The organism is Amycolatopsis sp. NBC_01488, from assembly GCF_036227105.1.
In the GTDB taxonomy this organism is placed as follows: Bacteria; Actinomycetota; Actinomycetes; order Mycobacteriales; family Pseudonocardiaceae; genus Amycolatopsis.
Map to the genome: position 1 here is coordinate 9,309,103 of NZ_CP109434.1, position 23,445 is coordinate 9,332,547.

Consider the following 23,445-nt stretch of genomic DNA (forward strand, 5'->3'; position numbering starts at 1 on the left):
CGCTACTTTTGCGCCCGGTGCGCGGCGACTCGTTCCCGCGTCGCGCACCGGGACGAGCAAAACCGTCGCGGACTGCCGCCGCCGGTGTGGGCGAACGGCTTCCCGCACGACGGTGACGCGCACAGCCCGCCCGGCACGTCCTGCCGCTCCGCCAGCAGCGCCGCCAGCCCCAGCGCCGACGACGTCACCAGCCACGCTCCCCACGGGCCGTCGTCGGCCGCGTCGAGGTGCAGGTGCCAGCCGTAGCCCTCTTCGTGGTCCGTCAGGCGCGGTGGGCCCGCGTACGCCGCGAACAACGCGTTGAGCACCGAAGCCGCCGAAGCGACGTCAGGCGCCGCGAACACTTCGCGCAGCGAAACCGCCGCCGCCCGCAGCTCGGCGATGTCCGAAGGCGAGAGGTGGACGTCCGGCTCGCCGTGTGCGCGCAAGACGCGAACGACCGCCGAAGGATCGGCGTCGGAAAGCAAGACATCCAGCAGGTCGACCGCGCGCTGCACGGAATCCCGGTGCGGAAGGGTCATACTCCACTGTAACGTCTTGCCCATGATAAGGCGTTACCTGGTCGGGGCGACGCTCGCGCGGACCGGCGACGAGCTGTCCGGGCCCGCCCTCCTCCTGCTGGGCCTGCGCGAAGGCCCGCACGCCGGTTCCGCGCTGCTCGCCGGCCTGACCGCCGCCGCGGCGGTGGGCGGGCCCGTCTTCGGGGCCTTTCTCGACCGCAGCCCCGCACCCGGACGGCTGCTGGCGACCGCCCTGGCCGGGTACGCGGGCGGGATCGCGATCATCACCGCCCTCTTCGGCCACCTGCCGCTCGAAGCCGTGGTCGCCGGAGCGGTCGTGACCGGCCTGCTGAACCCCGCCATCGCGGGCGGCTGGACCGCTCAGCTGCCCGCGGTCGCCGGGCCGAAGACCCAGCAGGCCAGCCGGCTCGACGCGCTGACGTTCACCGCCGCCGCGCTGGCCGGTCCCGGGCTCGCGGGACTCCTCGGCGGCCCGGCCGGGCTCGTGGCGGCCGTCGCGCTGGTCGCCACCGCGGTCCCGGTGGCGTGGACCCTCCCCCGACGGAAACCCACCACCAGGACGGGGCTCAAGGACGGCTTCACGGTTCTCGTCCGCAACGCGCCGCTGAGGCGGGCCACCATCGCGTCGACGATCTCCTGCGCGGGAATCGGTATGGTCACCGTCTGTTACCCCATGCTCGGCGCGGCCCACCTGCGCGGCCCGGCGGACGGCGCGCTGCTGCTGACCGTCCTCGCCGTCGCGTCGCTGCTCGCCAACGCGGTCTTCGCGAAGAAGCCGCTGCCGTGGGCGCCGGACCGGATCGTCGGGCTGAGCACGCTCGTCCTGGCCGTGAGCGCCGCGCTGGCCGCGGTCGCCGACGGCGTCACGCTGCTGGTCGTGGCCGCGGCAGTCGCCGGGTTCGGCGAAGGACCGCAGCTCACGGCGTTGTTCGCGATCCGCCACCGCGAAGCGCCGGCGCGGGTCCGGGCGCAGGTGTTCACGACGGCGGCGAGCGTGAAGATCACCGGCCTGGCGGCCGGCGCGGCCTTGGCGGGCCCGCTCGCGGCGTGGTCGCTCCCGGCCTGCCTGCTGACCGCGGCGGCCGTGCAGCTCGCCGCGGCGATCAGCGGTTCGAGCCGGTCAGAACGCCATCGCCTGCGCGCGCCGCTTCACCTCGGTGCCGTGGCTGGTGCGCAGGGCGTTGATCGGGGTGCTGCCCGGCAGGCTCTCGTCGGTCTCGAAGAGCCACCGCAGCATCTCCGTCCGGGAGAAGCCGGAGTCGGCGAGCACCGTGATCGTCCCGGCCAGCCCCTTCACGACCCCGTCCTTGACGAAGAAGGCGCTGGGCACGCACAGGTCGCCGTCGCGCTTGAAGGCGATCAGCTGCCCGTCGCGCAGCATCTGACGGACCTTGTTGGCCGAGGTCCCGAGGACGTTCGCCACCTCGCCCAGCGGGAGGACCGCGATGGCGGTGTCGAGGACGTCGTCGGCGACAGGAATCCCACTCACAGGTGACACTCTGCCACATTCCGCACTCACCCCCGCTAGTGCGCACGGGTGACCCGCGAGGTCTCCTCCACCAACCGTGTGCGGTTCCGTACGATCCATACTCGTGACTCGCACCCAACCCAGCCTGGCCGGCACGCTCCTCGAGCGCCGCTACCGGGTGGACCGGCTGCTCGCCCACGGGGGGATGTCTTCCGTCTACCGGGGGACGGACACCCGGCTGGACCGTCCGGTCGCGATCAAGATCATGGACCCGCGCTTCGCCGACGACCGGTCGTTCGTGGACCGGTTCGTGCGCGAGGCGCAGTCGGCGGCGCAACTGCATCACCCGAACGTGGTGGCAGTGCACGACCAGGGCTTCGACCTGCCCCAGGGCGCGGAGTCCGGCCTCGCCTTCCTGGTGATGGAGCTGGTGGACGGCGGCACGCTGCGCGACCTGCTGGACGACCAGGGCCCCCTGGACGTCGCGCTCGCGCTGAGCGTCGCCGAGCCGGTGCTCTCGGCGCTGGCCGCCGCGCACCGCGCCGGGCTGGTGCACCGGGACGTCAAGCCGGAGAACGTGCTGATCGGCCGGTCCGGGCCGCACACCGGCGGCGTCGTGAAGGTCGCCGACTTCGGCCTCGTGCGGGCCGTGGCGAGCGCGGGCACGACCAGCTCGAGCGTCATCCTCGGCACGGTCGCCTACCTGTCGCCGGAGCAGGTCGAGACCGGCGCGGCGTCCGCGCGCGGCGACGTCTACTCGGCGGGCATCCTGCTCTACGAGATGCTGACCGGGCAGGTGCCCTACACCGGCGACACCGCGATCTCGGTGGCCTACCGGCACGTGAACGACGACGTCCCGCGGCCGAGCGAGCTGCGCCCGGACCTGCCGCCCGCGCTGGACGAGCTGATCATCCGCGCGACCCGGCGCGACCCGGAGCTGCGGCCCGCCGACGCCGGGGAGTTCCTGACCGAGCTGACCGCGGTGCGCGCGCAGCTGGGCCTGCTGCCGGTGACCGTGCCGGTCCCGGTCTCGCACGGCCAGGGCGACCTCGCCGACACCGAGCGCACGCTGCCGCGGATCCCGCTGGTGCCCGACACCCAGCAGACGATGCCGGTGCACCGCCCCAACGCGACGCGGGCGCTGAGCCACCCCGGTACCCCGCCCCCGGGCATCACCCAGCAGATCCCGCCGGTGGCCCGGCGCCGGGGCGAGCGGGCGCCGGAGAAGCCGAAGGACAACCGGAAGCGGATCGCCGTCATCGCCGCGGCGGTGCTGCTGTTCGGCGGCCTGATCACGGCGTTCGTCTTCATGCTCACCGACACCGGCGGCGCCAAGACGGCGACCGTGCCGCACCTCGTCGGGCTGAACCAGGCCGCGGCGGGCGACGCGCTGCGCGCGGTGAAGCTGAACCCGCAGTTCAGCCAGCAGTACGACAACTCGGTGCCGTCGAACACCGTGCTGCGTGCCGAGCCCGCCGAGGGCACGCCGCTGGCGCCGAACTCGACGGTGTCGGTCGTGCTGTCGAAGGGCCGCCCGATCGTGCCGGACGTCCGGCCGGGCACCGCGCTGCCCGACGCCGAGCAGGCGATCAAGACCGCCCAGCTGACCCCGGTGCGCGGCACCGACGACTTCGACTCCGACGTCCCGCAGGGCGCGGTGATCCGCACCGAGCCGTCCGCGGGCAGCCAGCTGAACATCGGCGGCCAGGTCACGATCATCGTGTCGAAGGGGCCGATCCCGCTGCCGCCGGTCCCGGACGTCACCGGGCGGAGCAAGGACGACGCGTTCCAGCTGCTGCAGCAGGCCGGGTTCGAGCCGTTCCAGGCGGGCGAGGAGTTCACCCAGAACGTCCCGGGCGGGGCCGTCACCCGGACCGACCCGCCGGCCAACGCGCAGGCGAAGGAAAAGCGGATCGGCGTCTTCGTCAACAACGCCGTGCAGGTGCCGGACGTGCGGTTCCGCTCGTTCGACGACGCGCAGAAGATCCTCGAGCAGGCCGGGCTGAAGGCCGACCGCGACGGCAAGGGCGGCGGCCGCGGCGGGGGCGGCGGGTTCGACTTCGTCTTCCAGCAGGACCCGCAGCCGGGCACGTTCGTGGCGAAGGGCAGCAAGGTCAAGCTGAAGGGCTTCGGGGGATGATCGGCAGCCGCGGCCGCGTGACCGGCACGATCGGCCCCGGCCTCATCGGCGAGGTCCTGCTGAACGTCCGGGGCGGCACGGAGGCGTTCTACGCCTACCCCGCCGACCCGGACGAGACGTTCGGCTCCGGCACCCAGGTGCTCGTGGTCGACTTCGAACCCCCGCGCACGGTTTATGTCGAACGGTGGCAACCACTGAGCCGCTGACGGCGTCGAAGAGGCACCAACGCACCCACAACAGAAAAGCGAGGGGGTCGGTGCCATGAGTCTCGTGCAAATCCTGCTGCTTTCCGCCGGGGGACTCGTCGTCGCGCTGCTGGTGATCTTCGGGATCCTGCGGCTGCTGTACAAGGTCGCGGAACCGAACGAAGCCCTGATCATCTCCGGGCTCGGCGTCCGGGTCGACCGCGCGGACACCGCGGACAGCCTGGGCTTCAAGATCATCACCGGCCGCGGCGTGAACGTCCTGCCCGGCTTCCAGACCGCGCGACGGCTGTCGCTGGACACCCGCGGCGTCAACCTGCAGGTCTCCTGCGTGACGAAGCAGGGGCTGCCGGTCACCGTGCGGGCCGTCGTGATCTACAAGGTCGGCGACGACTTCGCGTCGATCGCCAACGCCGCCCGCCGGTTCCTGGACCAGCAGAAGGGCATGAACGACACGATCCACGAGCTGTTCTCCGGCCACCTGCGCTCGATCGTGGGCGGGCTGACCCTCGAGGACATGATCCACAACCGCGAGGCGTTGACCGGCGAGGTCCGGCAGTCCTCGGCGAACGAGATGATCAAGCTGGGACTGATCGTCGACTCGCTGCAGATCCAGGAGATCGACGACGAGACCGGCTACATCCTGAACCTCGGCAAGCCGCACGCCGCCGCAGTCGCCGCGTCGGCGCGCATCGCCGAGGCGCGAAGCGATCAGGAGGCCGCCGAGGCCGAGCAGATCGCCGCCGCGAAGAAGGCGGCCGCGGTCCGCGAGAGCCAGATCCACCAGGCCGGCTACCAGGCCGAGGTGGACGAAGCGCGCGCCAAGGCGAGCCAGGCCGGGCCGCTGGCCGAGGCGTCCGCGCGCCAGGAGGTCGTCGTCCAGGAGACGCGGGCGGCCGAACTGGAAGCGGCGCTGGCCGAGCAGCGGCTGCAGTCGCAGGTCCGCAAGCCGGCCGACGCGAAGGCGTACGACACCCGCACGGCGGCCGACGCCGCCCGTGACGCTTCGATCGCCAAGGCCCAGGCCGAGGCGCGGGAGACCGAGCTGCGGGCCGCGGCGGACGCGACCCGCGTCAAGACCGCCGCCGAGGCGGAAGCACAGGCGACGAAGATCCGCGCCGAGGTCGCCGCGGGCGCCACCCGGGCGACCGGGCTGGCCGAGGCGGAGGCCGCGAAGGCCCGGGGCATGGCCGAAGCCGAGGCGACCAAGGCACGCGGTCTCGCGGAAGCCGAAGCGGCCCGCGCGAAGGGTCTCGCCGAAGCCGATGCCATCAAGGCGCGCGCCGCGGCGCTGGCGGAGAACCAGGAAGCCGTCGTCGCGCAGCAGCTGGCCGAGCGCTGGCCGGAGATCGTCGAGGCCGGCGCGAGCGCGTTCGGCAACATCGACCACATGGTCGTGCTCAACGGCGCCGACGGCATGTCGGACATGTTCGCCAAGGCGCTGTCGCTGGGCGGGACCGGTCTCGGCCTGGCCCGGCAGCTGATGGACGCCATGGGCAAGCCGCCGTCCACGGAACTGGAGAAGCAGGCCCAGGCGAACGGTGAACTCAAGTTGAGCGACTAGCACGTCACGCTGCGTACGGCCCTGGTGTCCCGGATCACGGGAGGCAAGGGCCGTACGCCCGTTCGGGGGCGGCAATTCCCGGGCGGTTGTCCTACCGTGGGCGCATGGTGCCGGACAGCTCGTCGCGGACCGCCCGATGACGTTCTTCACCGGCGGTCCCCGCGAGCGTCCCCTGTTCCCGGTCCCGGAGCAGGAGCTCTACGCGTTCAACGGCCGGCACTGGACCGACCCCCCGCGCGAGCACATCGTCCCGGCGGTGCTGCCGTGGGCGCAGCCACTGGGCCGGTCCGACCGCACGGTGGTGGCGCTGCGGACCGTCGAGGTGTGGCCCGAGGCGCTGACGCTGCGTGTCACGGTGTACTCCCGGGACAGCCTGGTCGACGACCCCGCCGAGGGGCTGATCGACCACCGGCGCAAGCCCGACTACAACGGGCTGCTGATCGGCGTGCTCTACGCCGACGGCAGCCGGGCGAGCTCCGAGACGATCTCGGTGCCGTCGGCGTCCGAGCCGGAAGAGCCGGTGCTGCGGGCGCAGCCCGTCGGCGGCACGCGCTTCGCCGTCGAGCACGAAGTGTTCCTGTGGCCGCTCCCGCCGGCCGGCCCGCTCAAGCTGGTCGTCCAGTGGACGGACCGGGAAATCCCCGAAACGCGCACGACGCTCGACGGCGGCGCGATCCGGGCCGCGGCGAAGGACGCCGCGGAAATCTGGCCGGGGCTGGGCAAGCGGCAGGTGAACGGCCTGCCGGTGCGCCGCGTCGGCAAGCAGGTGGCGCTCACCCCCGAATGGGGGGCCGCGGTGGTCCCAGCGGACGAACCCCCGCCTGCGCCGGAAAGCTGAACGTCTTTCTTGATCTGTGACCCCGGGCACCGGCGGCCGGGGTATCTCGAATGGATGAACGGGGTGGGTAGTTAGCGTCGTGGAAACACTTCGACCACCCGGCCGTCATGTCGGGCTGGTGCAGTGGGTCTCCTCCCCTTCCGACGCACGTGGCCGTGCACACCCCGCGAACCCGGAAAGGTCGCCCATGGCAGGCTCTCCGCTCAGCGCCCTCGACGTCGCTTTCCTGTGCCTGGAAAGCGAAACCTCCCCGATGCACATGGGGGCGGTGGTCACGTTCACCGCCCGTGGAGAGCTGGACCCCGCCGCGGTGACCGCGCTGCTGGCCGAGCGGGCCGCCCAGCTGCCGAAGCTGCGCCAGCGGGCCCGCGCGGAGCTGTTCCCGCCGGGGTCGGCCAGCTGGGCCGAGGACCCGGAGTTCGTTGCGGCGGACCACATCCACCACGTCACGCTCAGCTCGCTGTACGAACCGGACCCGCTCGCGGCGTACGCGTCGCAGTGGATCGCCGAGCCGCTCGACACGTCCCGGCCGCTGTGGCAAGTCACCCTCGTCACGGGGTTGCCGAACGGGAACTTCGCGCTGCTGCTGAAACTGCACCACGCGCTCACCGACGGGGCCGGCGCGTACGCGGTCGCGGCCGGCCTGCTCGACGGCGTCGAGCAGGCCGAGCGGATCCCCTCGCCGTCGCGGCCGATCCCGGCCCCGAGGTCCACTTTGGACACGGTCAAGGACGCGCTGGGCACCGCCTGGGGCCAGGCGAACGAGACGGCCGGGATCGCGTCGTCGCTCGTCCGGGCCGCGCGGCCGCCGCTCTCGCCGCTGTCGGCGCCGACGTCGGCGCAGCGACGGCTCGGGTTCGTCCGGCTGCCCCTGGCGGAGCTGCGCCGGATCCGCCGGGCCCACGGCGGCACGACCAACGACGTCGTGCTGGCGGTGCTTTCCGGCGCGTTGCGCGAGTGGCTGGTGAACCGCGGCCACCGCGCCGACGGCCGCACGCTGCGCGCGCTGATCCCGGTGAGCGTCCGCGGCCGGGCCGCCGGCCAGCTCGGCGGCAACAAGCTGTCGGGATACCTGTGCGACCTGCCGGTCGGGGAGGACGACCCGGTCGAGCGGCTGCGGGTGGTCCGCCGGGCGATGACCCGCAACAAGGCGGCGGGCCCGAGCCGCGGCGCGGGCGCGCTGCCGCTGCTGGCCGACCGCGTCCCGCCGCTGCTGCACCGCCTGGGCACGCGCACGGCGGGCCGGGCCGCGCCGATGCTGTTCGACCTGGTGATCACGACGGTCCCGGTGCCCCCGGCCCGCCTGTCCCTCGGCGGCGCCCGCTTGGCGGAGATCTACCCGTTCGTCCCGCTGGCACCGCGCCACGCGGTGGGCATCGCGGTCGCGACCTACCGCGACTCGGTCCACATCGGACTGCAGGCCAACGGCGAGGCGGTGCCGGACGTCGGCTCGCTGCGGGACGCGGTCCTGAAGTCGACGGCCCGGCTGCTCGACGCGTCCTGACGAACGACGAGGGCGGTCCCGGATGTCCGGAACCGCCCTCGGTGCGTTGTTCGGAGCTCAGCCGCGGAGCATCTCCGCGACCAGGAATGCCAGCTCCAGGGACTGCTGCGTGTTCAGGCGCGGGTCGCAGGCCGTCTCGTAGCGGCCGGACAGGTCGATGTCGGAGATCTCCTGGGCACCGCCCAGGCACTCCGTGACGTCCTCGCCCGTCAGCTCCACGTGGATACCGCCCGGGTAGGTACCCAGCTGGTTGTGGACCTCGAAGAAGCCCTGGACCTCGTCGACGATGCGGTCGAAGTGGCGGGTCTTGTAGCCGGTGGACGCCTCGTGCGTGTTGCCGTGCATCGGGTCGCACTGCCAGATGACCTTGTGGCCGGACGCCTCGACCTTCTCGACGATCGCCGGCAGGACCTCGCGGACCTTGCCGTTGCCCATCCGGGAGATGAGCGTCAGGCGGCCCGGCTCGAAGCGCGGGTCGAGCCGCTCGACGTACTCCAGCGCCTGCTCGGGCGTGGTCGTCGGGCCGATCTTGAGCCCGATCGGGTTGGCCAGCAGCTCGGCGAACGCGATGTGCGCGCCGTCCAGCTGGCGGGTCCGCTCGCCGATCCAGAGGAAGTGCGACGACAGGTTGTACAGCTTCGGGTTCGCCGCGTCCGCGTTGTCCAGGCGCAGCATCGAGCGCTCGTAGTCGAGCAGCAGCGCCTCGTGGCTGGCGAAGATCTCGGTCGACTGCAGCGACGTGTCGGTCACCCCGCACGCCGACATGAACCGCAGGCCGCGGTCGATCTCGTTGGCCAGCGCCTCGAAGCGCTGCGCCGCCGGCGACGCCGACACGAAGTCCTTGTTCCAGTCGTGCACCTGGTGCAGGTCGGCCATGCCGGCGCCGGTGAGGGCGCGGACCAGGTTCATCGCCGCGCCCGCGTTCGCGTAGGCGCGGATCATCCGGCCGGGGTCCGGCACGCGCAGCTCGGGCTTCGCGACGAGGGAGTTGATGATGTCGCCGCGGTACACCGGCAGGCCCAGCGCGTCCGTGGCGGCCGAACGGGGCTTCGCGTACTGGCCGGCGATGCGCCCGACCTTGACCACCGGCAGGCTGGCGCCGTAGGTGAGCACGACCGCCATCTGCAGCAGCGTGCGCAGGTTGGCGCGGATGTGCGGCTCGGTGTTGGACTCGAACGTCTCCGCGCAGTCACCGCCCTGCAGGAGGAAGGCCTCGCCGCGGGCGACCATGGCCAGGCGGCCCTTGAGCCGGTCGATCTCGGCGGGGACCGTGATCGGCGGCACGCTCTCCAGGACACCGCGGACGCGCTTGGTCAGCTCGGGATCGGGCCACTCCGGCTGCTGCGCGGCCGGGAGGGCGAGCGCCGTGTCGAGGCGCTTTCGCAGTTCGGGCGGGAGCGGCGGCAGTTCGGGCAGCGTGTCGACGGGGACGTCCACAGTCCAGTTCACGAACACCAGGATAAGGTTCCCGCCCCGCTCCGCTTCGCCCGGTTCGCCCCCGAGCTGGCAGACCGCTGGAAGGGTCGTGGGAAACACCTCGAGTTTTCCCCGCCGAGCTGGGGACTCGTCGTGATCGGCCCGGCGCGGGTCCGCACGCCGGGAGAAGCGCGGCTCCCACCGTGCGGACGGTTTCCGCAGGAGCCGTCGGCCGCGGCGGTCATGCGGCGGGCCGCCGATGTACGGCGAAAGCCCCCTCACCGGCGGCGAGGGGGCCTTCGTCAGCCGGGATCAGACGACGGCGAGCGGCAGCGCCGTCGGGTGGACCGGGGCCGGGAGGTCCGACGCGCCGGTCAGGAAACTGTCGACCGCGTTGGCCACCGAGCGGCCCTCCGCGATCGCCCAGACCACCAGCGACGCGCCGCGGTGGGCGTCGCCGCAGACGAACACGCCGGGGGTCTCCGTCTGCCAGTCCGCGCCGCACGACAGCGTGCCGCGGCGGGTCAGGGACAGGCCGAGGCCGTCGAGCAGCGGCATCTCCTCGACACCCTCGAAGCCGATCGCCAGCAGGACCAGGTCGGCGGGCAGCGTCTCGACCTCGTCGTTGACCGGGATGACCTCGCGGCGGCCGGTGGCCGGGTCCTTCTGGACGCGGACCTGCTGCAGCTCGACCGCCTTGACGCGGCCGTTCTCGTCGCCGACGAACCGCTTGACCGCGACCGCGAACTTCCGTTCGCCCGCCTCCTCGTGCGCCGGGTAGGTGCGGAGGATGTACGGCCAGGTCGGCCACGGCGAGCGCTCGTCGTCCCGGACGGACGGTGGTGTCGGGTACTGGTCCAGCTGCGTCACCGAAAGCGCGCCCTGGCGGGTCGCCGTGCCGTAGGAGTCGGCGCCGGTGTCGCCGCCGCCGATGATCACCACGTGCTTGCCGCGCGCGTCGATCGACGGCGGGCCGTCGCCCTCGACGAACTTGTTGGCCGGCACCAGGTGCTCCATCGCCAGGTGGACGCCGGCCAGCTCGCGGCCCGGTGTCGTCGTGTCGTCGCGGCCGCGCAGCGCGCCGACCGCGAGCACGACGGCGTCGTACTGCGCGCGCAGGTCGTCCACCGACAGGTCGACGCCGACCTCGCAGCCGGTGACGAACTTCGTGCCCTCCTTGCGCAGCTGCGCGAGGCGGCGGTCGAGGACCTTCTTCTCCATCTTGAACTCGGGGATGCCGTAGCGCAGCAGGCCGCCGAGGCGGTCGTCGCGCTCGAAGACCGTGACCTCGTGGCCGGCGCGGGTCAGCTGCTGGGCGGCGGCGAGCCCCGCCGGACCGGAGCCGACGACCGCGACGCGCTGGCCGGTGGACTCCTCGGACACCTGCGGCTGGACGTAGCCCGCTTCCCACGACTGGTCGGCGATCGTCTGCTCGACGCGCTTGATCGCCACCGGCCCGCCCGAGTCCGGCGAGATCGACAGCACGCAGCCCGCCTCGCACGGCGCCGGGCACAGCTTCCCGGTGAACTCGGGGAAGTTGTTGGTGGCGTGCAGCCGGTCGCTCGCCGCGGCCCAGTCGCCGCGGCGGACCAGGTCGTTCCACTCGGGAATGAGATTGCCGAGCGGGCAGCCGGAGCCACCGGAGTGGCAGAACGGGATGCCGCAGTCCATGCAGCGCGACGCCTGCTTGCGCACCTTTGCGTTGCGCTCGGCCGGGTCGACGTCCGCGTAGACCTCGCCCCACGAAGAAAGCCGTTCCTCGTAAGACTTCTTCTTCGGCTCTTCGCGGTCGTACTTGAGAAAGCCCGTCGGGTCAGCCACGAGCGGCCTCCATGATCGCCTCGTCGACGTCGCGGCCGGCGGCGCGCGCCGCCTTCGCCGCGTCCAGGACCCGCTGGTAGTCACGCGGCATCACCTTGGTGAACGCCACGGAGCGGCGCGGCCAGTCGCCGAGCAGCGAGGCCGCCACCGCGGAGCGGGTGAGATCGTGGTGCTGTTGCACGGTCTTCTTGAGCCAGGCCAGGTCTTCGGCGGTCGGCCGCAGCAGGTCCACCATGTCCTGGTTGACCTTCCGGCGGTCGACGTCGAGCACGAACGCCATGCCGCCGGACATGCCGGCCGCCAGGTTCCGCCCGGTCGGGCCGAGCACCACCGCGCGGCCGCCGGTCATGTACTCGAAGGCGTGGTCGCCGACACCCTCGGCGACGACCGTGGCACCGGAGTTGCGGACGCAGAAGCGTTCGCCGACCTGGCCGCGCAGGAAGATCTCGCCGCCGGTGGCGCCGTAGGCGATCGTGTTGCCCGCGATCGTCTGCGCTTCGGCGGCGAAGGACGCCTCCGGGTCGGGGCGGACGATGATCCGCCCGCCGGAGAGGCCCTTGCCGACGTAGTCGTTCGCGTCGCCGACCATGTCGAGGGTGATGCCGCGCGGCAGGAACGCGCCGAGCGACTGGCCCGCCGAGCCGGTGAGCAGCACGTGGATCGTGTCCTCGGGCAGGCCGTCCCCGCCGTAGCGGCGGGTGATCTCCGAGCCGAGCAGCGTGCCGACGGTCCGGTTCACGTTGCGCACCGGCAGCTCGATGTTCACGTGGTGCGCGTCTTCCAGGGCCGCCTCGGCGAGCTGGATGAGCGTGCGGTCCAGGGCGTGCTCGAGGCCGTGGTCCTGGCCGCGGGTGCGCCGCTTCGCGCCGCCGTACGGGGTCTCCGTCGGCATCTCGAAGATCGGCGCCAGGTCCAACCCGGACGCCTTCCAGTGGTCGACGGCCTCGTCGGTGTTCAGCAGCTCGGCGTGCCCGATGGCTTCGTCGAGCGTGCGGAAGCCCAGTGCCGCCAGGGTTTCCCGGACCTCTTCGGCGACGAACTTGAAGAAGTTCACGACGTGCTCGACCTGGCCGGTGTAGCGTTTGCGCAACTCGGGGCTCTGGGTGGCGACGCCGACCGGGCAGGTGTCGAGGTGGCAGACGCGCATCATGATGCAGCCCGCGACGACGAGCGGCGCCGTCGCGAAGCCGTACTCCTCGGCGCCGAGCAACGCCGCGATGACGACGTCGCGCCCGGTCTTCATGGCGCCGTCCACCTGCACGGTGATCCGGTCGCGCAAGCCGTTGAGCAGCAACGTCTGCTGGGTCTCGGCGAGGCCGATCTCCCACGGCGTGCCCGCGTGCTTGAGCGAGTTCATCGGGGACGCGCCGGTGCCGCCGTCGTGACCCGAGATGAGCACGACGTCGGCGTGCGCCTTGGACACGCCGGCCGCGACCGTGCCGACGCCGAGTGAGGACACCAGCTTCACGTGGATGCGGGCGTGCTCGTTGGCGTTCTTGAGGTCGTGGATCAGCTGCGCCAGGTCCTCGATGGAGTAGATGTCGTGGTGCGGCGGCGGCGAAATCAGGCCCACGCCCGGCGTCGAGTGCCGGGTCCGCGCGATCCACGGGTACACCTTGTTCGGCGGCAGCTGGCCACCCTCGCCGGGCTTCGCGCCCTGCGCCATCTTGATCTGGATGTCGTCGGCGTTGACCAGGTACTCGCTGGTGACGCCGAAGCGGCCCGACGCGACCTGCTTGATCGCGCTGCGGCGTTCGGGGTCGTAGAGCCGCTCCGGGTCCTCGCCGCCCTCGCCCGTGTTGGACCGGCCGCCGAGCCGGTTCATCGCGATGGCCAGGGTTTCGTGTGCCTCGGCCGAAATCGAGCCGTACGACATCGCGCCCGTGTTGAAGCGCTTGAAGATCGCTTCGGCGGGCTCGACCTCGTCGAGCGGGATCGGCTCGCGGACGCCGTCCCGGAAGGAGAACAGCCCGCGCAGCGTGCCGCCCTCGCGGTAGAGGCGGTGCACCTCGTCGGTGTACTTGCGGTACACCTCTTCACGGCCGGTCTTGGACGCGTGCTGCAGCAGGAACACCGTCTCCGGCGTGAACAGGTGCAGCTCGCCCTCGCGGCGGTAGGCGTACTCGCCGCCGGTGTCGAGTCCACGGTGGACGCGCTCGGTCGGGTTGTCCGGGTACGCGCGGCGGTGCCGGACGGCGACCTCTTCGGCGAGCACCTCGAGGCCGACGCCGCCGAGCTTCGACGACGTCCCGGTGAAGTACTCGTCGAGCAGGTCCTGGGCCAGGCCGAGGGATTCGAAGACCTGGGCGGCGGTGTACGCACCGACCGTCGAGATGCCCATCTTGGACATGATCTTCAGGACGCCCTTGACCAGCGCCTGCACGTAGTTGCGGATCGCCCTGGCGGGCTCGATGCCGGTGACCGCGCCCTGCCCGATCATGTCCTCGATGGTCTCGAAGGCCAGGTACGGGTTGACCGCGGCGGCGCCGTAGCCGAGCAGCAGCGCGATGTGGTGCACCTCGCGGGCGTCGCCGGATTCGACGACCAGCGCGACGCGCAGGCGTTCCTTGGTGCGGACGAGGTGGTGGTGCACCGCGGAAACCAGCAGCAGCGACGGGATCGGCGCCATCCGGTGGTCGGAGTCGCGGTCGGACAGCACGAGCGTGCGCGCGCCGGCGGCGATCGCCTCGGACGCCTCGCGCCGCACGCGCTCGATCGCCGACGCCAGCGCCTCGGCGCCGCCGTCCACTTCGTACAGTCCGGAAAGGACACTGCACGCGAAGCCGGGGAGGTCGCCGTCGTCGTTGATGTGGATGAGCTTGGCCAGCTCGTCGTTGTCGATGACCGGGTACGGCAGCTTCAGGTGGCGGCACGACGCCGGGCCGGGGGCCAGGAGGTTGCGCTCCGGGCCCATGATCCGCGCCATGCAGGTGACGAGCTCTTCGCGGATCGCGTCCAGCGGCGGGTTGGTCACCTGGGCGAAGTTCTGCTTGAAGTAGTCGTAGAGCAGCCGAGATCGCTTCGACAGGACGGCAGGCGGCGTGTCGGTACCCATCGAGCCGATCGGCTCGGCGCCCTTCTCGGCCATCGGCGCGAGCAGGATCTTCAGCTCTTCTTCGGTGTAGCCGAAGGAAAGCTGGCGGCGCAGCACCGAGTCGTGGCTCTGCACGACGTGGTCGCGGTCGGGCAGCTCGGCGAGCTTCAGCAGGCCCGCGTGCAGCCAGCCCTCGTACGGGAGCTTGCCGGCGAGCGCGGACTTGACCTCTTCGTCGTCCACGATCCGGCCGGCTTCGGTGTCCACGAGGAACATCCGGCCGGGCTTGAGGCGGCCCTTGGCCACGACGTCCTTGGGGGCGACGTCCAGGACGCCGGCCTCGCTGGCGAGCACGACGCGGTCGTCGGCCGTGCGCCACCAGCGCGCGGGACGCAGGCCGTTGCGGTCCAGGACCGCGCCGACCAGCGTGCCGTCGGTGAAGGTGACGCACGCGGGGCCGTCCCACGGCTCCATGAGACTCGCGTGGAACTGGTAGAAAGCGCGGCGCTCGGGCTTCATCGTGGCGTGGTTCTCCCACGCCTCCGGGATCATCATCAACACCGCGTGCGGCAGCGAGCGGCCGCCGAGGTGCAGCAGCTCGAGGACCTCGTCGAAGGACGCGGAGTCCGACGCGTCCGGCGAGCAGATCGGGAACAGCCGGGACAGGTCGCCGTCGATGAGGTCGGATTCCAGCAGTGCTTCGCGGGCGCGCATGCGGTTGCGGTTGCCGCGGATGGTGTTGATCTCGCCGTTGTGCGCCACGAACCGGAACGGGTGGGCCAGCGGCCACGACGGGAACGTGTTGGTGGAGAAGCGGGAGTGCACCAGCGCGATGGCGCTGTCCAGCCGCTCGTCGCGCAGGTCGGCGAAGAACGCGGGCAGCTGCTCCGGCGTGACCATGCCCTTGTAGACGATCGTCCGCGAAGACAGCGACGGGAAGTACGTGCCACAGCCGGAGTTCGCGCTTTCGTGCTCGACGCGCTTGCGCAGGCAGAACGCCAGCCGGTCCAGGTCGATGCCGGCTTTTCCGTCTGCGGCCACGAAAAGCATGCCGAAGTGCGGCATGACCGAGCGGGCGGTCGGGCCGATGTCCGCGCGGTCGGCGTCGACCGGCACTTCACGCCAGCCGAGGACTTCCAGTCCTTCTTCGACGGCGATGCGTTCCGCCAGCTCGACGGCCTTGCGGCGCTGCTCGGCGTCTTCGGGCAGGAACGCAATGCCGGCGGCGTAGGCATTTTGGCCGTGTTCATCGGGTTCAGGAAGCGCAAAGCCGGCTTCGGCGCGCAGCAGCGTGTCGGGCAGCTGCAGCAGGATGCCGGCGCCGTCGCCGCTGGTGGGTTCGGCGCCGGCGGCGCCGCGGTGGTCGAGGTTGGTCAACGCGGCCAGGCCGTCGGTGACGATTCCGTGGGAACGGCGCCCGCGGATGTCGGCCACCATGGCCACCCCGCAGGAGTCCTGTTCGGTCTCCGGATCGTAAAGACCCTGCTTGCCGGGCATGGCGGAGAAGATCATGAAGGGACCTCCTTCGTCGTCTGTTCGTGCGGGGCCGGGCTACCGGCCGGGGGAGCGCACGGGACGACGATGGCCCGCTTGTTAGCGCGACTTTAACACCTGGGAAACATGCCAGCAGCACTTCAGAGCGCCCCGGACGGCGTCGGACGGTAACGATCTGGCTGCGCGGAACGACGTAGTTCCTGATGGGTTCCCGGTAGTTCGCACTGCTAAGTATACGTCTCGGAAACTCCCGTCAAGTCTAACGTGACGCGCTCGACGCGGCCCGCCTAATCTGTGTCGCCGATCACTAGAACGTGTTACATTTCGCCGCATGATCCTCGATCGGTTCAAGCTCACCGACCAGGTCGCGGTGATCACCGGCGCCGGACGCGGGATCGGCGCGGCCACCGCCGTGGCCCTCGCCGAAGCGGGCGCCGACGTGGTCATCGCCTCCCGTACTTCCGCCCAGCTCGACGAGGTCGCCGGGCGGGTCTCGGCCGCGGGCCGCCGCGCCGTCCCCGTGCCGGTCGACCTCTCCTCGCCCGACGCCGCGGCAGCGCTCGCTTCGGTGGCCGTGTCGGAGTTCGGCCGGCTCGACCTGGTGGTCAACAACGTCGGCGGCACGTACCCGCGGCCCCTGCTGGAGACGACCGCGGAGTTCCTCGAGGAAGCGTTCCGCTTCAACGTCGCGACGGCCCATGCGCTGACGGTGGCGGCGGCACCTTCGCTGGTGCGGACGGGCGGCTCGGTCGTCAACATCTCGTCGGTGATGGGCCGGCTCTCCGGCCGCGGCTTCGCGGCGTACGGGACCGCGAAGGCGGCCCTCGCCCACTACACGCGCCTGGCGGCGGCGGACCTGGCGCCGAAGGTGCGCGTGAACGCGATCTCGGTGGGCTCGGTGGCGACGTCGGCGCTGGAGATCGTCGTCGGCAACCCGGAGCTGAAGGCGAAGATGGAGTCGGCGACCCCGCTGGGCAAGATCGGCGAGGCCGAGGACATCGCGGCGACGGTGGTCTTCCTGGCGTCGCGGGCCGGCGGGTACATCACCGGCAAGATCCTCGAGGTCGACGGCGGCCTGCAGGCCCCCAACCTGGAACTGGGCCTGCCCGATCTTTCCTGACCTTTCGCTACCCGGGACTGTCGGTAGTCCCGGGTAGCGTGGAAAACGGGGGCTGCTCAGTCCTGGTCGGTCTTCTTCGGCTCTTCGGCCGGAGCTTCTTCAGCGGGCTTCTCGGCCGAAGCCTCCGCCGCCACCTTCGCGTGCTCGGGCTCCTCCGCCGAAGCCGAAGATTCCTCGACCGGCGCCTCATCGGGCCCCGGCGCGTCCTTGCTCCGCAGCGTCTCCGGCAGCTCCCGCGGCCCGCGCTTCCCCGCGAGCACGAAGTACACCACCGCCGCGGCGAACAGCAGGATCGACGTCCAGACGTTCACCCGCAGGCCGAGGATGTGGTTCGCGTTGTCCATCCGCATCGTCTCGATCCAGCCGCGGCCCACCGTGTACCCGGCGACGTACAGCGCGAACGCGCGCCCGTGCCCAAGCTTGAAGCGCCGGTCCGCCCAGACCACCAGCAGCGCGACCAGCAGGTTCCAGATCAGCTCGTACAGGAACGTCGGGTGGACCGGGCTCTCCGGCAGCGGGATGTGCCCGGTCGCCACCCCGTTGAGCGTGTTGCCCGGGTCGTCCGGGTTGAAGCGCTGGTAGACCTCCAGGCCCCACGGCAGGTCCGTGTGCGCGCCGTAGAGCTCCTGGTTGAAGTAGTTGCCGATGCGGCCGATGGCCTGCGCCACGACGATGCCCGGGGCGAGCGCGTCCGCCATCGCCGGCAGCGGGATGCCCTTGCGGCGGCACGCGATCAGCGCGCCCACCGCGCCGAGGGCGATGGCGCCCCAGATGCCGAGGCCGCCGTCCCAGATCGCGAACGCGTTCCAGGGGTTCTTGCCCTCGGTGAAGTACAGCTCGGGGTCGGTGATCACGTGGTACAACCGGCCGCCGACCAGGCCGAACGGGACGGCGAACACGGCCAGGTCGATGACCGTGCCCTTGGTGCCGCCGCGGGCGGCCCAGCGCCGCTCCCCCCACCAGATCGCCACGATGATGCCGGCGATGATGCACAGGGCGTACGCACGGATCGGGATCGGTCCCAGGTGCCAGACCCCCTGGTCGGGGCTCGGGATCGTCGCGAGGTAGGCGGGAATCACCGGGCCACCGTAGCGCTAGCGCGGCTCCGCATCCACAGCGGCCAGGTAGCCCGCCACCAGCGCGTGCGCCACCTGGACCACGGCCTGGTCGCGCGGCAGGAACCGGTCGTCGTGGAGGCTGGGTACGCCCGCGGTGTCGCCGAGGCCGACGAACAGCATCAGGCCCCGCGTCGCGCCGCCGCAGTAGTGGGCGAAGTCGTCCGCGCCGAACGAGCGGAACTCGGCGTCGACGGCGAAGCCCGCGTGCCGCAGCCACCGCTGCGCGCCCACCGCCAGCGCCGGGTCGTTGTTCAGCACCGGTTCGCACGGGCTGATCTCCAGCTCGGCGGTGCACCCGTGCGCCCGCGCGGTGCCGTGGACGATGTCCGCGAGGGCTTCCAGCGCGCGGTCGCGGTCCTTCTCCCGCATCAGGCGCAGCGAGCCGAACGCGGTGGCGCTGTTGGGGACGACGTTGGCCGCGGTGCCGGCCTGGATCCGGCCGACCGAGCAGACCGCGCCGAACACCGGGTCGATCCGCCGCGACGCGAGCTGCTGCAGGCTCACGACCAGCTGCGACAGCGCCAGGATCGGGTCGCGCAGCAGGTGCGGGTAGCCGGCGTGGCCGCCCTGGCCCTGCAGCGTCACCTCGAACTCGTCGGTCGAGGCGTTCACCGGGCCCGGCACCGCGGCGACGACGCCGTGCTCGATCCGCGGCTGGACGTGGGCGCCGATCACCGCGTCGACGCCGGCCTCGGCCAGGACGCCGGACTCGAGGACATCGAGCGCGCCGGGCGGCGACGTCTCCTCGCGCGGCTGCAGCAGCGCGAGGATCGGCCGCGGCACGCCGACGCGGACCGCCGCGCGGCCGACCGCGACCAGCGCGGCGAGGTGGACGTCGTGGCCGCACGCGTGCATCAGCTCGTTGCCCGACGCCCACGGCACGCCGGTGCCCTCCAGCACCGGCAGCGCGTCGAGCTCCGCCCGCAGCGCCACGACCGGGCCTTCGCCGCCGGGCAGCGGGATCGCGCGGCCGGTCTTGGCGACGCGGGTGCCGTCGCCGGCGCCGAGTGCCTCGGCCACCAGCCGGGCGGTGTCCTCCTCGTCGCCGGAGCCGCGCGGGTCGGCGTGCACCGCGTGCCGGAGGTCGATCGCCGCGGGCAGCTCCTCGTCGATCGCCCGCGTCCACCGGTCCCAAAGGTCGTTCACACGTGCTCCCAGCGGTAGATCCTCTTCGCGTTCTCGTGTCCCACCAAAGCACACAGCCGGACGGCGTCCACTTCGGACATCGCACCGGCGTCGAGCCCGGTGCGCAGGAAGTCCGAAAGTCCCTGGCGGAACAGGGCCGTGCCCAGGTGGTACAGCTCGGCGAGGCCGAAGGCGTCGGTGGAGAAGAGGACCTTCCCGAAGGGCGCGATCTCCAGGAGCTCGGCCAGGATCGCCGGGGCGCGGAAGCCCGCGTTGTGCGTGGCGAGGCCGACGTCGACGAAGACGTGCTCGAAGACCTGCGCGAGGTAGGCGGCGTTGCGGTGGAACGGGTAGTTGTGCAGCAGCAGGATCGGCACGCCGCGGTCGCGCGTGGCCCGCAGCAGCGCGGTGAGCCGCAGCGGGTCGCAGCGGTCCAGGTCGACGTCGGAGTCGCCGTACCCGACGTGGAACTGCACCGGCAGGCCGAGGTCGAGCCCGGTGAAGACGAGGAACCGGTGCAGCACCTCGTCGGCCAGCCGGGTGCCGCCTGCGGCGAGCCACCGCCCGGCGGCGGCTTCGACCTCGGCCGGTGAGGGCCGCTCCCCCGCCAGTTCGAGGCCGACGCGGTAGGCCGCGATCGACTTGACCCCGACCGCGGTCGCGGCGCGGTTGCCCAGCTCGTCGGTGAACGCCGCGGCGAACCCGGCCGCGGTGGTCCCGCGGATCACCTGCTCGGCGACCTGTTCCAGCCGGACGACGTCGTGGGCGCGGGCGCCCGCGAGCTGCGCGAACTCGCCGGTCGTGGTCAGCGCGTCCGGCTGGAACCCGCCGTCCAGCAGGAAGTCCGTGGTGCCGGTGGCGCGCAGGAACCGCCGCGCCACCTCGGCCGCGCCCAGTTCGGCGCGGCGCTCGAGGTAGGCGTCGGGTTCCGCGTGCATCGGCAGGTCGAGCACGGGGGCGCAGCGGGCGCGCACCGCGAGCCCGATCAGCGAGTCGAACAGGCTCGTGCCCAGCGGCGACGTCGTGTCCGCCTCGGTCAGCATCGCCTCGAAGTCCGCGCGGGCCACGTCTTCGGTGACGACGCCGTGGCAGTGGTGGTCCACCAGCGGCAGGTCCGCGACGAACGGGAGCAGTTCGGTCATGGGCCTCCGTCCACGCTGGTCAACCTCTCCCCCACCCTACGAGCGAACGCCGGCGCGGACAGCACCAAGATCACCGCGAGCACCAGCACGGCCCCGGCCACCACGGGGAACCACCGCGCCGGGCCCTCGGTCGGGTACGGCACCACGTTGACGTAGACGGTGTACCCGAGCACCGCGAGCGCGCCGATCGGGAAGACCAGGTGCCACGCCGGCACGCGCATCCGGCGCTTCACGAACAGCAGCAGGATCGCGCCGACGGTCGTGAGCAGGTAGATCACCAGCAGGATCAACGTCCCGATCGAGCCCGACCAGGCGAAGGTGTCCGAGGCCGTCGCGCCGAAGAACAGCGCGCAGACCAAGATGACGAGCACCGCCGCACCGGTCACCACGCTCACCGCGGCGACCGGCGTGCCGCGGCCGGACGTCCGGCCGATGCCGCGGCCGCCGAACGCGTCGCGGCCGAGGGCGTAGAGCAGCCGCGAGCCGCCGACGACGCAGGCCAGGCAGCAGCCGAACGCGCTGATCGCCGCGCCGACGCTGATCACGTCGCCGACCCACCCGCCCGCGTACCGGCTGCCGAGGTCGCCGAGCAGGGACGGCGAATCGTGGAACGCCTTCGCGTCGGTGCCGAACGCCATCATCTCGACGGCCGTGACGACGACGAAGTAGACCCCGCCGAAGATCGCCGTGCCGAGGATCGCGCGCGGGATGTTGCGCTTCGGGTCGTGGGTCTCCTCGCCGAGCGTCGCGGCGGCTTCGAACCCGGCGAAGGACAGGAAGCCGAAGACCGCGCCGAGGAACACCCCGGACAGTCCGGAGTCGGGGGTGAAGGTGAAGACGTCGAGGGTGAACCGCGCGCCGCCCGGGGCGCTCCCGGCGAGCAGCCGGACCAGGATCACGACCGTGACCAGCAGGATCACCGCGATGGTGGCGCCTTCGACGGCGAGGAGCGTGCTGGTCCCGCGGCGGGCGGGCAGCACGGCCAGCAGCCAGGCACCGACGAGCGCGACCGCGGTCAGCACGAACGGCCCCCAGGACGGCGGGTTCGGCCAGATGCCCACCTGCGTCAGGAAAGCGGTGCCGAGCGTGCCCGCGGCCGAGCTCGTGACGACGGCGTAGAACGTGTACGTGCCGAGGAGTCCGATGCCCGAGACCACGCCGGCGCGCGGGCCGAGCGTCGCGCCGACGAACGCGTACACCGACCCGGCGTGCTGGTAGTACTGGCACAGCTTGACGAAGCCGTAGGCGACCAGCAGGACGCCGACCGCCGAGAGCAGGAAGGCGAGCGGGACGGCGCGGCCGGCGGAGGCCGCGGTCTGCTGGGGGTTGATGTTGGCGGCCATGCTGGGGGCCATCAGCGCGACGGACAGGCCGACGGCCTGCCAGACGGACAGGGAGCGGCGCAGGCCTGGACGGGTTTCGACGGTGTCTGACACGATCTCCACCTCTTTCTCGAAGTACACAGTGAACATCGACGGGGGCAGGATGAGCCAGCTCGATCGAGCAGAACTCGCGCAGCAGGGCGCGATCCGGGCCGACGGCCTGCGCGCGGCCGGGGTCGAGCTCGTCGCGCTGACCTTCGTGGACAACAGCGGCATCGCGCGGGTCAAGGCCGTCCCGGTCGACCGGCTGTGGTCGGCGGCGGCGTGGGGCGTCGGCGCGTCGAACTCGTTCGACTTCTTCCTGGCCACCGACGAGATCACCGACGGGCAGTACTCGCGTGGTCCGGTGGGCGACCTGCGGCTGCACCCGGACCTCGACGCGCTGGTGCCACTGGCCGCGCAGCCGGGCTGGGCGTGGGCCCCGGCGAACCGCTACGACCAGGACGGCGAGCCGCACCCGCAGGACGCGCGGGCGCTGGCCGCGTCGGCGACGGACCGGCTCACGTCGCTGGGCTACAACGTGCGGACGGCCTTCGAGATCGAGTGGGTGATCACGGCGGCGGACGCGCCGGACGACCCGCGCTCGGCCACGGCGGGCCCGGCCTACGGCTTCGCGCGGCTGTCCGCGCAGGCGGGCTACCTGCGCGCGCTGGTGTCCGCCTTGTCCGCACAGGGCGTGGCGGTGGAGCAGATCCACCCCGAGTACGCGGCCGGGCAGTTCGAGCTGTCGGTGGCCCCGGGTGACCCGGTGCGCGCGGCGGACGTCGCGGTGCTGACGCGCGAGACGATCCGGACGGTGAGCGAGCAGCACGGGCTGCGGGCGTCGTTCACCCCGAAGTTCTCGCCGGACGGCGTGGGCAACGGCGGCCACGTCCACCTCAGCCTCTGGGACGGCGACCGGAACCTGTGCGCCGGCGGCGACGGCCGGTTCGGCCTGACCCCGACCGCGGAGGCGTTCGGCGCCGGGATCTTCACGCGGCTGCCGGCGCTGCTGGCGATCGGCGCACCGTCGGTGGTCAGCTACCTGCGGCTCGAGCCGCACCACTGGGCCGGGGTGTTTTCGGTGTGGGGCCTGGAGAACCGCGAGGCGCCGCTGCGGCTGGTGCAGGGTCCGGCCGGGCAGCGCGACCGGGCGGCGAACTTCGAGGTCAAGTGCTTCGACCTGACCGCCAATCCGTACTTGGTGGTGGCGGCGCTGCTGTTCGCGGGCCTGGCCGGGCTTTCGGCGGAGGCGGCGTTGCCGGAGCCGGTGGACGTCGACCCGGGCACGCTCCCTTCGGCCGTCCGGCTGCCGACCTCGCTGGCGGAGGCGGTGACGGCGTTCGAGGCCGACGACGCGCTGACTTCGGCGTTCGGCGCGGAGCTCGCGACGACCTTGATGGACGTGCGCCGGGGCGAAATCGCGCAGCTCGGCGGCCTGCCTGCCGACGAGCTGTGCGCCGTGCTGCGCTACCTCCATTGAGATCTTTTCACCGGAAACCGTTCGCGTCGAATGTCGTGTTCGTGCCCGGAAATCATTCTGTGATCGGGCCGTTATCTGTGCTAGCGTCCCGCT

Annotated in this window: 18 protein-coding genes; 7 read left to right on the forward strand and 11 right to left on the reverse strand. The window is 72.1% G+C overall.

Annotated features, from left to right (window positions below):
• Positions 1-2: 2 nt before the first annotated feature.
• From OG738_RS43670 to OG738_RS43685, 4 genes are all read right to left on the reverse strand, one after another.
• Positions 3-521 (reverse strand): CGNR zinc finger domain-containing protein, encoded by a 519-nt coding sequence (locus tag OG738_RS43670; protein WP_329049902.1) that lies wholly within the window; start codon positions 519-521, stop codon positions 3-5.
• A gap of 360 nt (positions 522-881) precedes the next feature.
• Positions 882-1,181, reverse strand: coding sequence for a hypothetical protein (locus OG738_RS43675; protein ID WP_329049903.1), 300 nt, complete (start codon positions 1,179-1,181; stop codon positions 882-884).
• 6 nt (positions 1,182-1,187) lie between these two features.
• Entirely contained in the window at positions 1,188-1,526 is a 339-nt protein-coding gene (locus tag OG738_RS43680; RefSeq protein WP_329049905.1) for a hypothetical protein, read from the reverse strand.
• Between the two features lie 115 nt (positions 1,527-1,641).
• Positions 1,642-2,010: an Rv2175c family DNA-binding protein gene (locus tag OG738_RS43685; RefSeq protein WP_329049906.1), complete on the reverse strand. Its 369-nt coding sequence runs from the start codon at positions 2,008-2,010 to the stop codon at positions 1,642-1,644.
• A gap of 103 nt (positions 2,011-2,113) precedes the next feature.
• On the opposite strand from OG738_RS43685, the gene pknB reads away from it, so the two are divergent.
• The 5 genes from pknB to OG738_RS43710 all read left to right on the forward strand — a co-directional run bounded on the left by pknB (position 2,114) and on the right by OG738_RS43710 (position 8,238).
• Entirely contained in the window at positions 2,114-4,129 is a 2,016-nt protein-coding gene (gene pknB / locus OG738_RS43690) for a Stk1 family PASTA domain-containing Ser/Thr kinase (protein ID WP_329049908.1), read from the forward strand.
• Entirely contained in the window at positions 4,126-4,335 is a 210-nt protein-coding gene (locus OG738_RS43695) for a hypothetical protein (protein WP_329049909.1), read from the forward strand. Before pknB ends, OG738_RS43695 begins: the two co-directional genes overlap by 4 nt.
• A gap of 55 nt (positions 4,336-4,390) precedes the next feature.
• Complete coding sequence (locus tag OG738_RS43700) at positions 4,391-5,896, forward strand: SPFH domain-containing protein (protein WP_329049911.1); 1,506 nt, start codon at positions 4,391-4,393, stop codon at positions 5,894-5,896.
• Between the two features lie 136 nt (positions 5,897-6,032).
• Positions 6,033-6,734, forward strand: a complete 702-nt coding sequence (locus OG738_RS43705; protein WP_329049912.1) for a hypothetical protein — start codon at positions 6,033-6,035, stop codon at positions 6,732-6,734.
• Positions 6,735-6,921: 187 nt separating this feature from the next.
• Positions 6,922-8,238: a wax ester/triacylglycerol synthase family O-acyltransferase gene (locus OG738_RS43710; RefSeq protein WP_329049913.1), complete on the forward strand. Its 1,317-nt coding sequence runs from the start codon at positions 6,922-6,924 to the stop codon at positions 8,236-8,238.
• Between the two features lie 57 nt (positions 8,239-8,295).
• Here OG738_RS43710 and OG738_RS43715 read toward each other — a convergent pair whose 3' ends face one another.
• The 3 genes from OG738_RS43715 to gltB form a co-directional block, all read right to left on the reverse strand.
• Positions 8,296-9,687 carry a class II 3-deoxy-7-phosphoheptulonate synthase gene (locus OG738_RS43715; protein ID WP_329049915.1) on the reverse strand — a complete coding sequence of 464 codons (1,392 nt, stop codon included), beginning with the start codon at positions 9,685-9,687 and terminating at the stop codon, positions 8,296-8,298.
• A 279-nt stretch (positions 9,688-9,966) separates the two neighbouring features.
• Positions 9,967-11,475: a glutamate synthase subunit beta gene (locus tag OG738_RS43720; RefSeq protein WP_329049917.1), complete on the reverse strand. Its 1,509-nt coding sequence runs from the start codon at positions 11,473-11,475 to the stop codon at positions 9,967-9,969.
• Complete coding sequence (gene gltB / locus OG738_RS43725) at positions 11,468-16,021, reverse strand: glutamate synthase large subunit (protein ID WP_329049918.1); 4,554 nt, start codon at positions 16,019-16,021, stop codon at positions 11,468-11,470. Before gltB ends, OG738_RS43720 begins: the two co-directional genes overlap by 8 nt.
• A gap of 313 nt (positions 16,022-16,334) precedes the next feature.
• On the opposite strand from gltB, the gene OG738_RS43730 reads away from it, so the two are divergent.
• Positions 16,335-17,123, forward strand: coding sequence for an SDR family oxidoreductase (locus tag OG738_RS43730; RefSeq protein ID WP_329049919.1), 789 nt, complete (start codon positions 16,335-16,337; stop codon positions 17,121-17,123).
• 56 nt (positions 17,124-17,179) lie between these two features.
• Here OG738_RS43730 and lgt read toward each other — a convergent pair whose 3' ends face one another.
• The 4 genes from lgt to OG738_RS43750 are packed head-to-tail and all read right to left on the reverse strand — an operon-like array spanning position 17,180 to position 21,944.
• Positions 17,180-18,202 (reverse strand): prolipoprotein diacylglyceryl transferase, encoded by a 1,023-nt coding sequence (gene lgt / locus OG738_RS43735; RefSeq protein WP_329049921.1) that lies wholly within the window; start codon positions 18,200-18,202, stop codon positions 17,180-17,182.
• A 15-nt stretch (positions 18,203-18,217) separates the two neighbouring features.
• A complete protein-coding gene (locus OG738_RS43740; protein WP_329049923.1) occupies positions 18,218-19,387 on the reverse strand; it encodes a M20 metallopeptidase family protein in 1,170 nt (389 codons plus the stop codon).
• A complete protein-coding gene (locus tag OG738_RS43745; RefSeq protein WP_329049925.1) occupies positions 19,384-20,508 on the reverse strand; it encodes an amidohydrolase family protein in 1,125 nt (374 codons plus the stop codon). The genes OG738_RS43740 and OG738_RS43745 overlap by 4 nt, the downstream gene beginning before the upstream one ends.
• Positions 20,505-21,944 (reverse strand): APC family permease, encoded by a 1,440-nt coding sequence (locus tag OG738_RS43750; protein WP_329049926.1) that lies wholly within the window; start codon positions 21,942-21,944, stop codon positions 20,505-20,507. The genes OG738_RS43745 and OG738_RS43750 overlap by 4 nt, the downstream gene beginning before the upstream one ends.
• A gap of 49 nt (positions 21,945-21,993) precedes the next feature.
• On the opposite strand from OG738_RS43750, the gene OG738_RS43755 reads away from it, so the two are divergent.
• The gene (locus OG738_RS43755; protein ID WP_329049928.1) at positions 21,994-23,352 is read left to right on the forward strand and encodes a glutamine synthetase family protein; all 1,359 of its coding nucleotides are present in this window, start codon (positions 21,994-21,996) and stop codon (positions 23,350-23,352) included.
• The last annotated feature ends 93 nt before the right edge of the window (positions 23,353-23,445 follow it).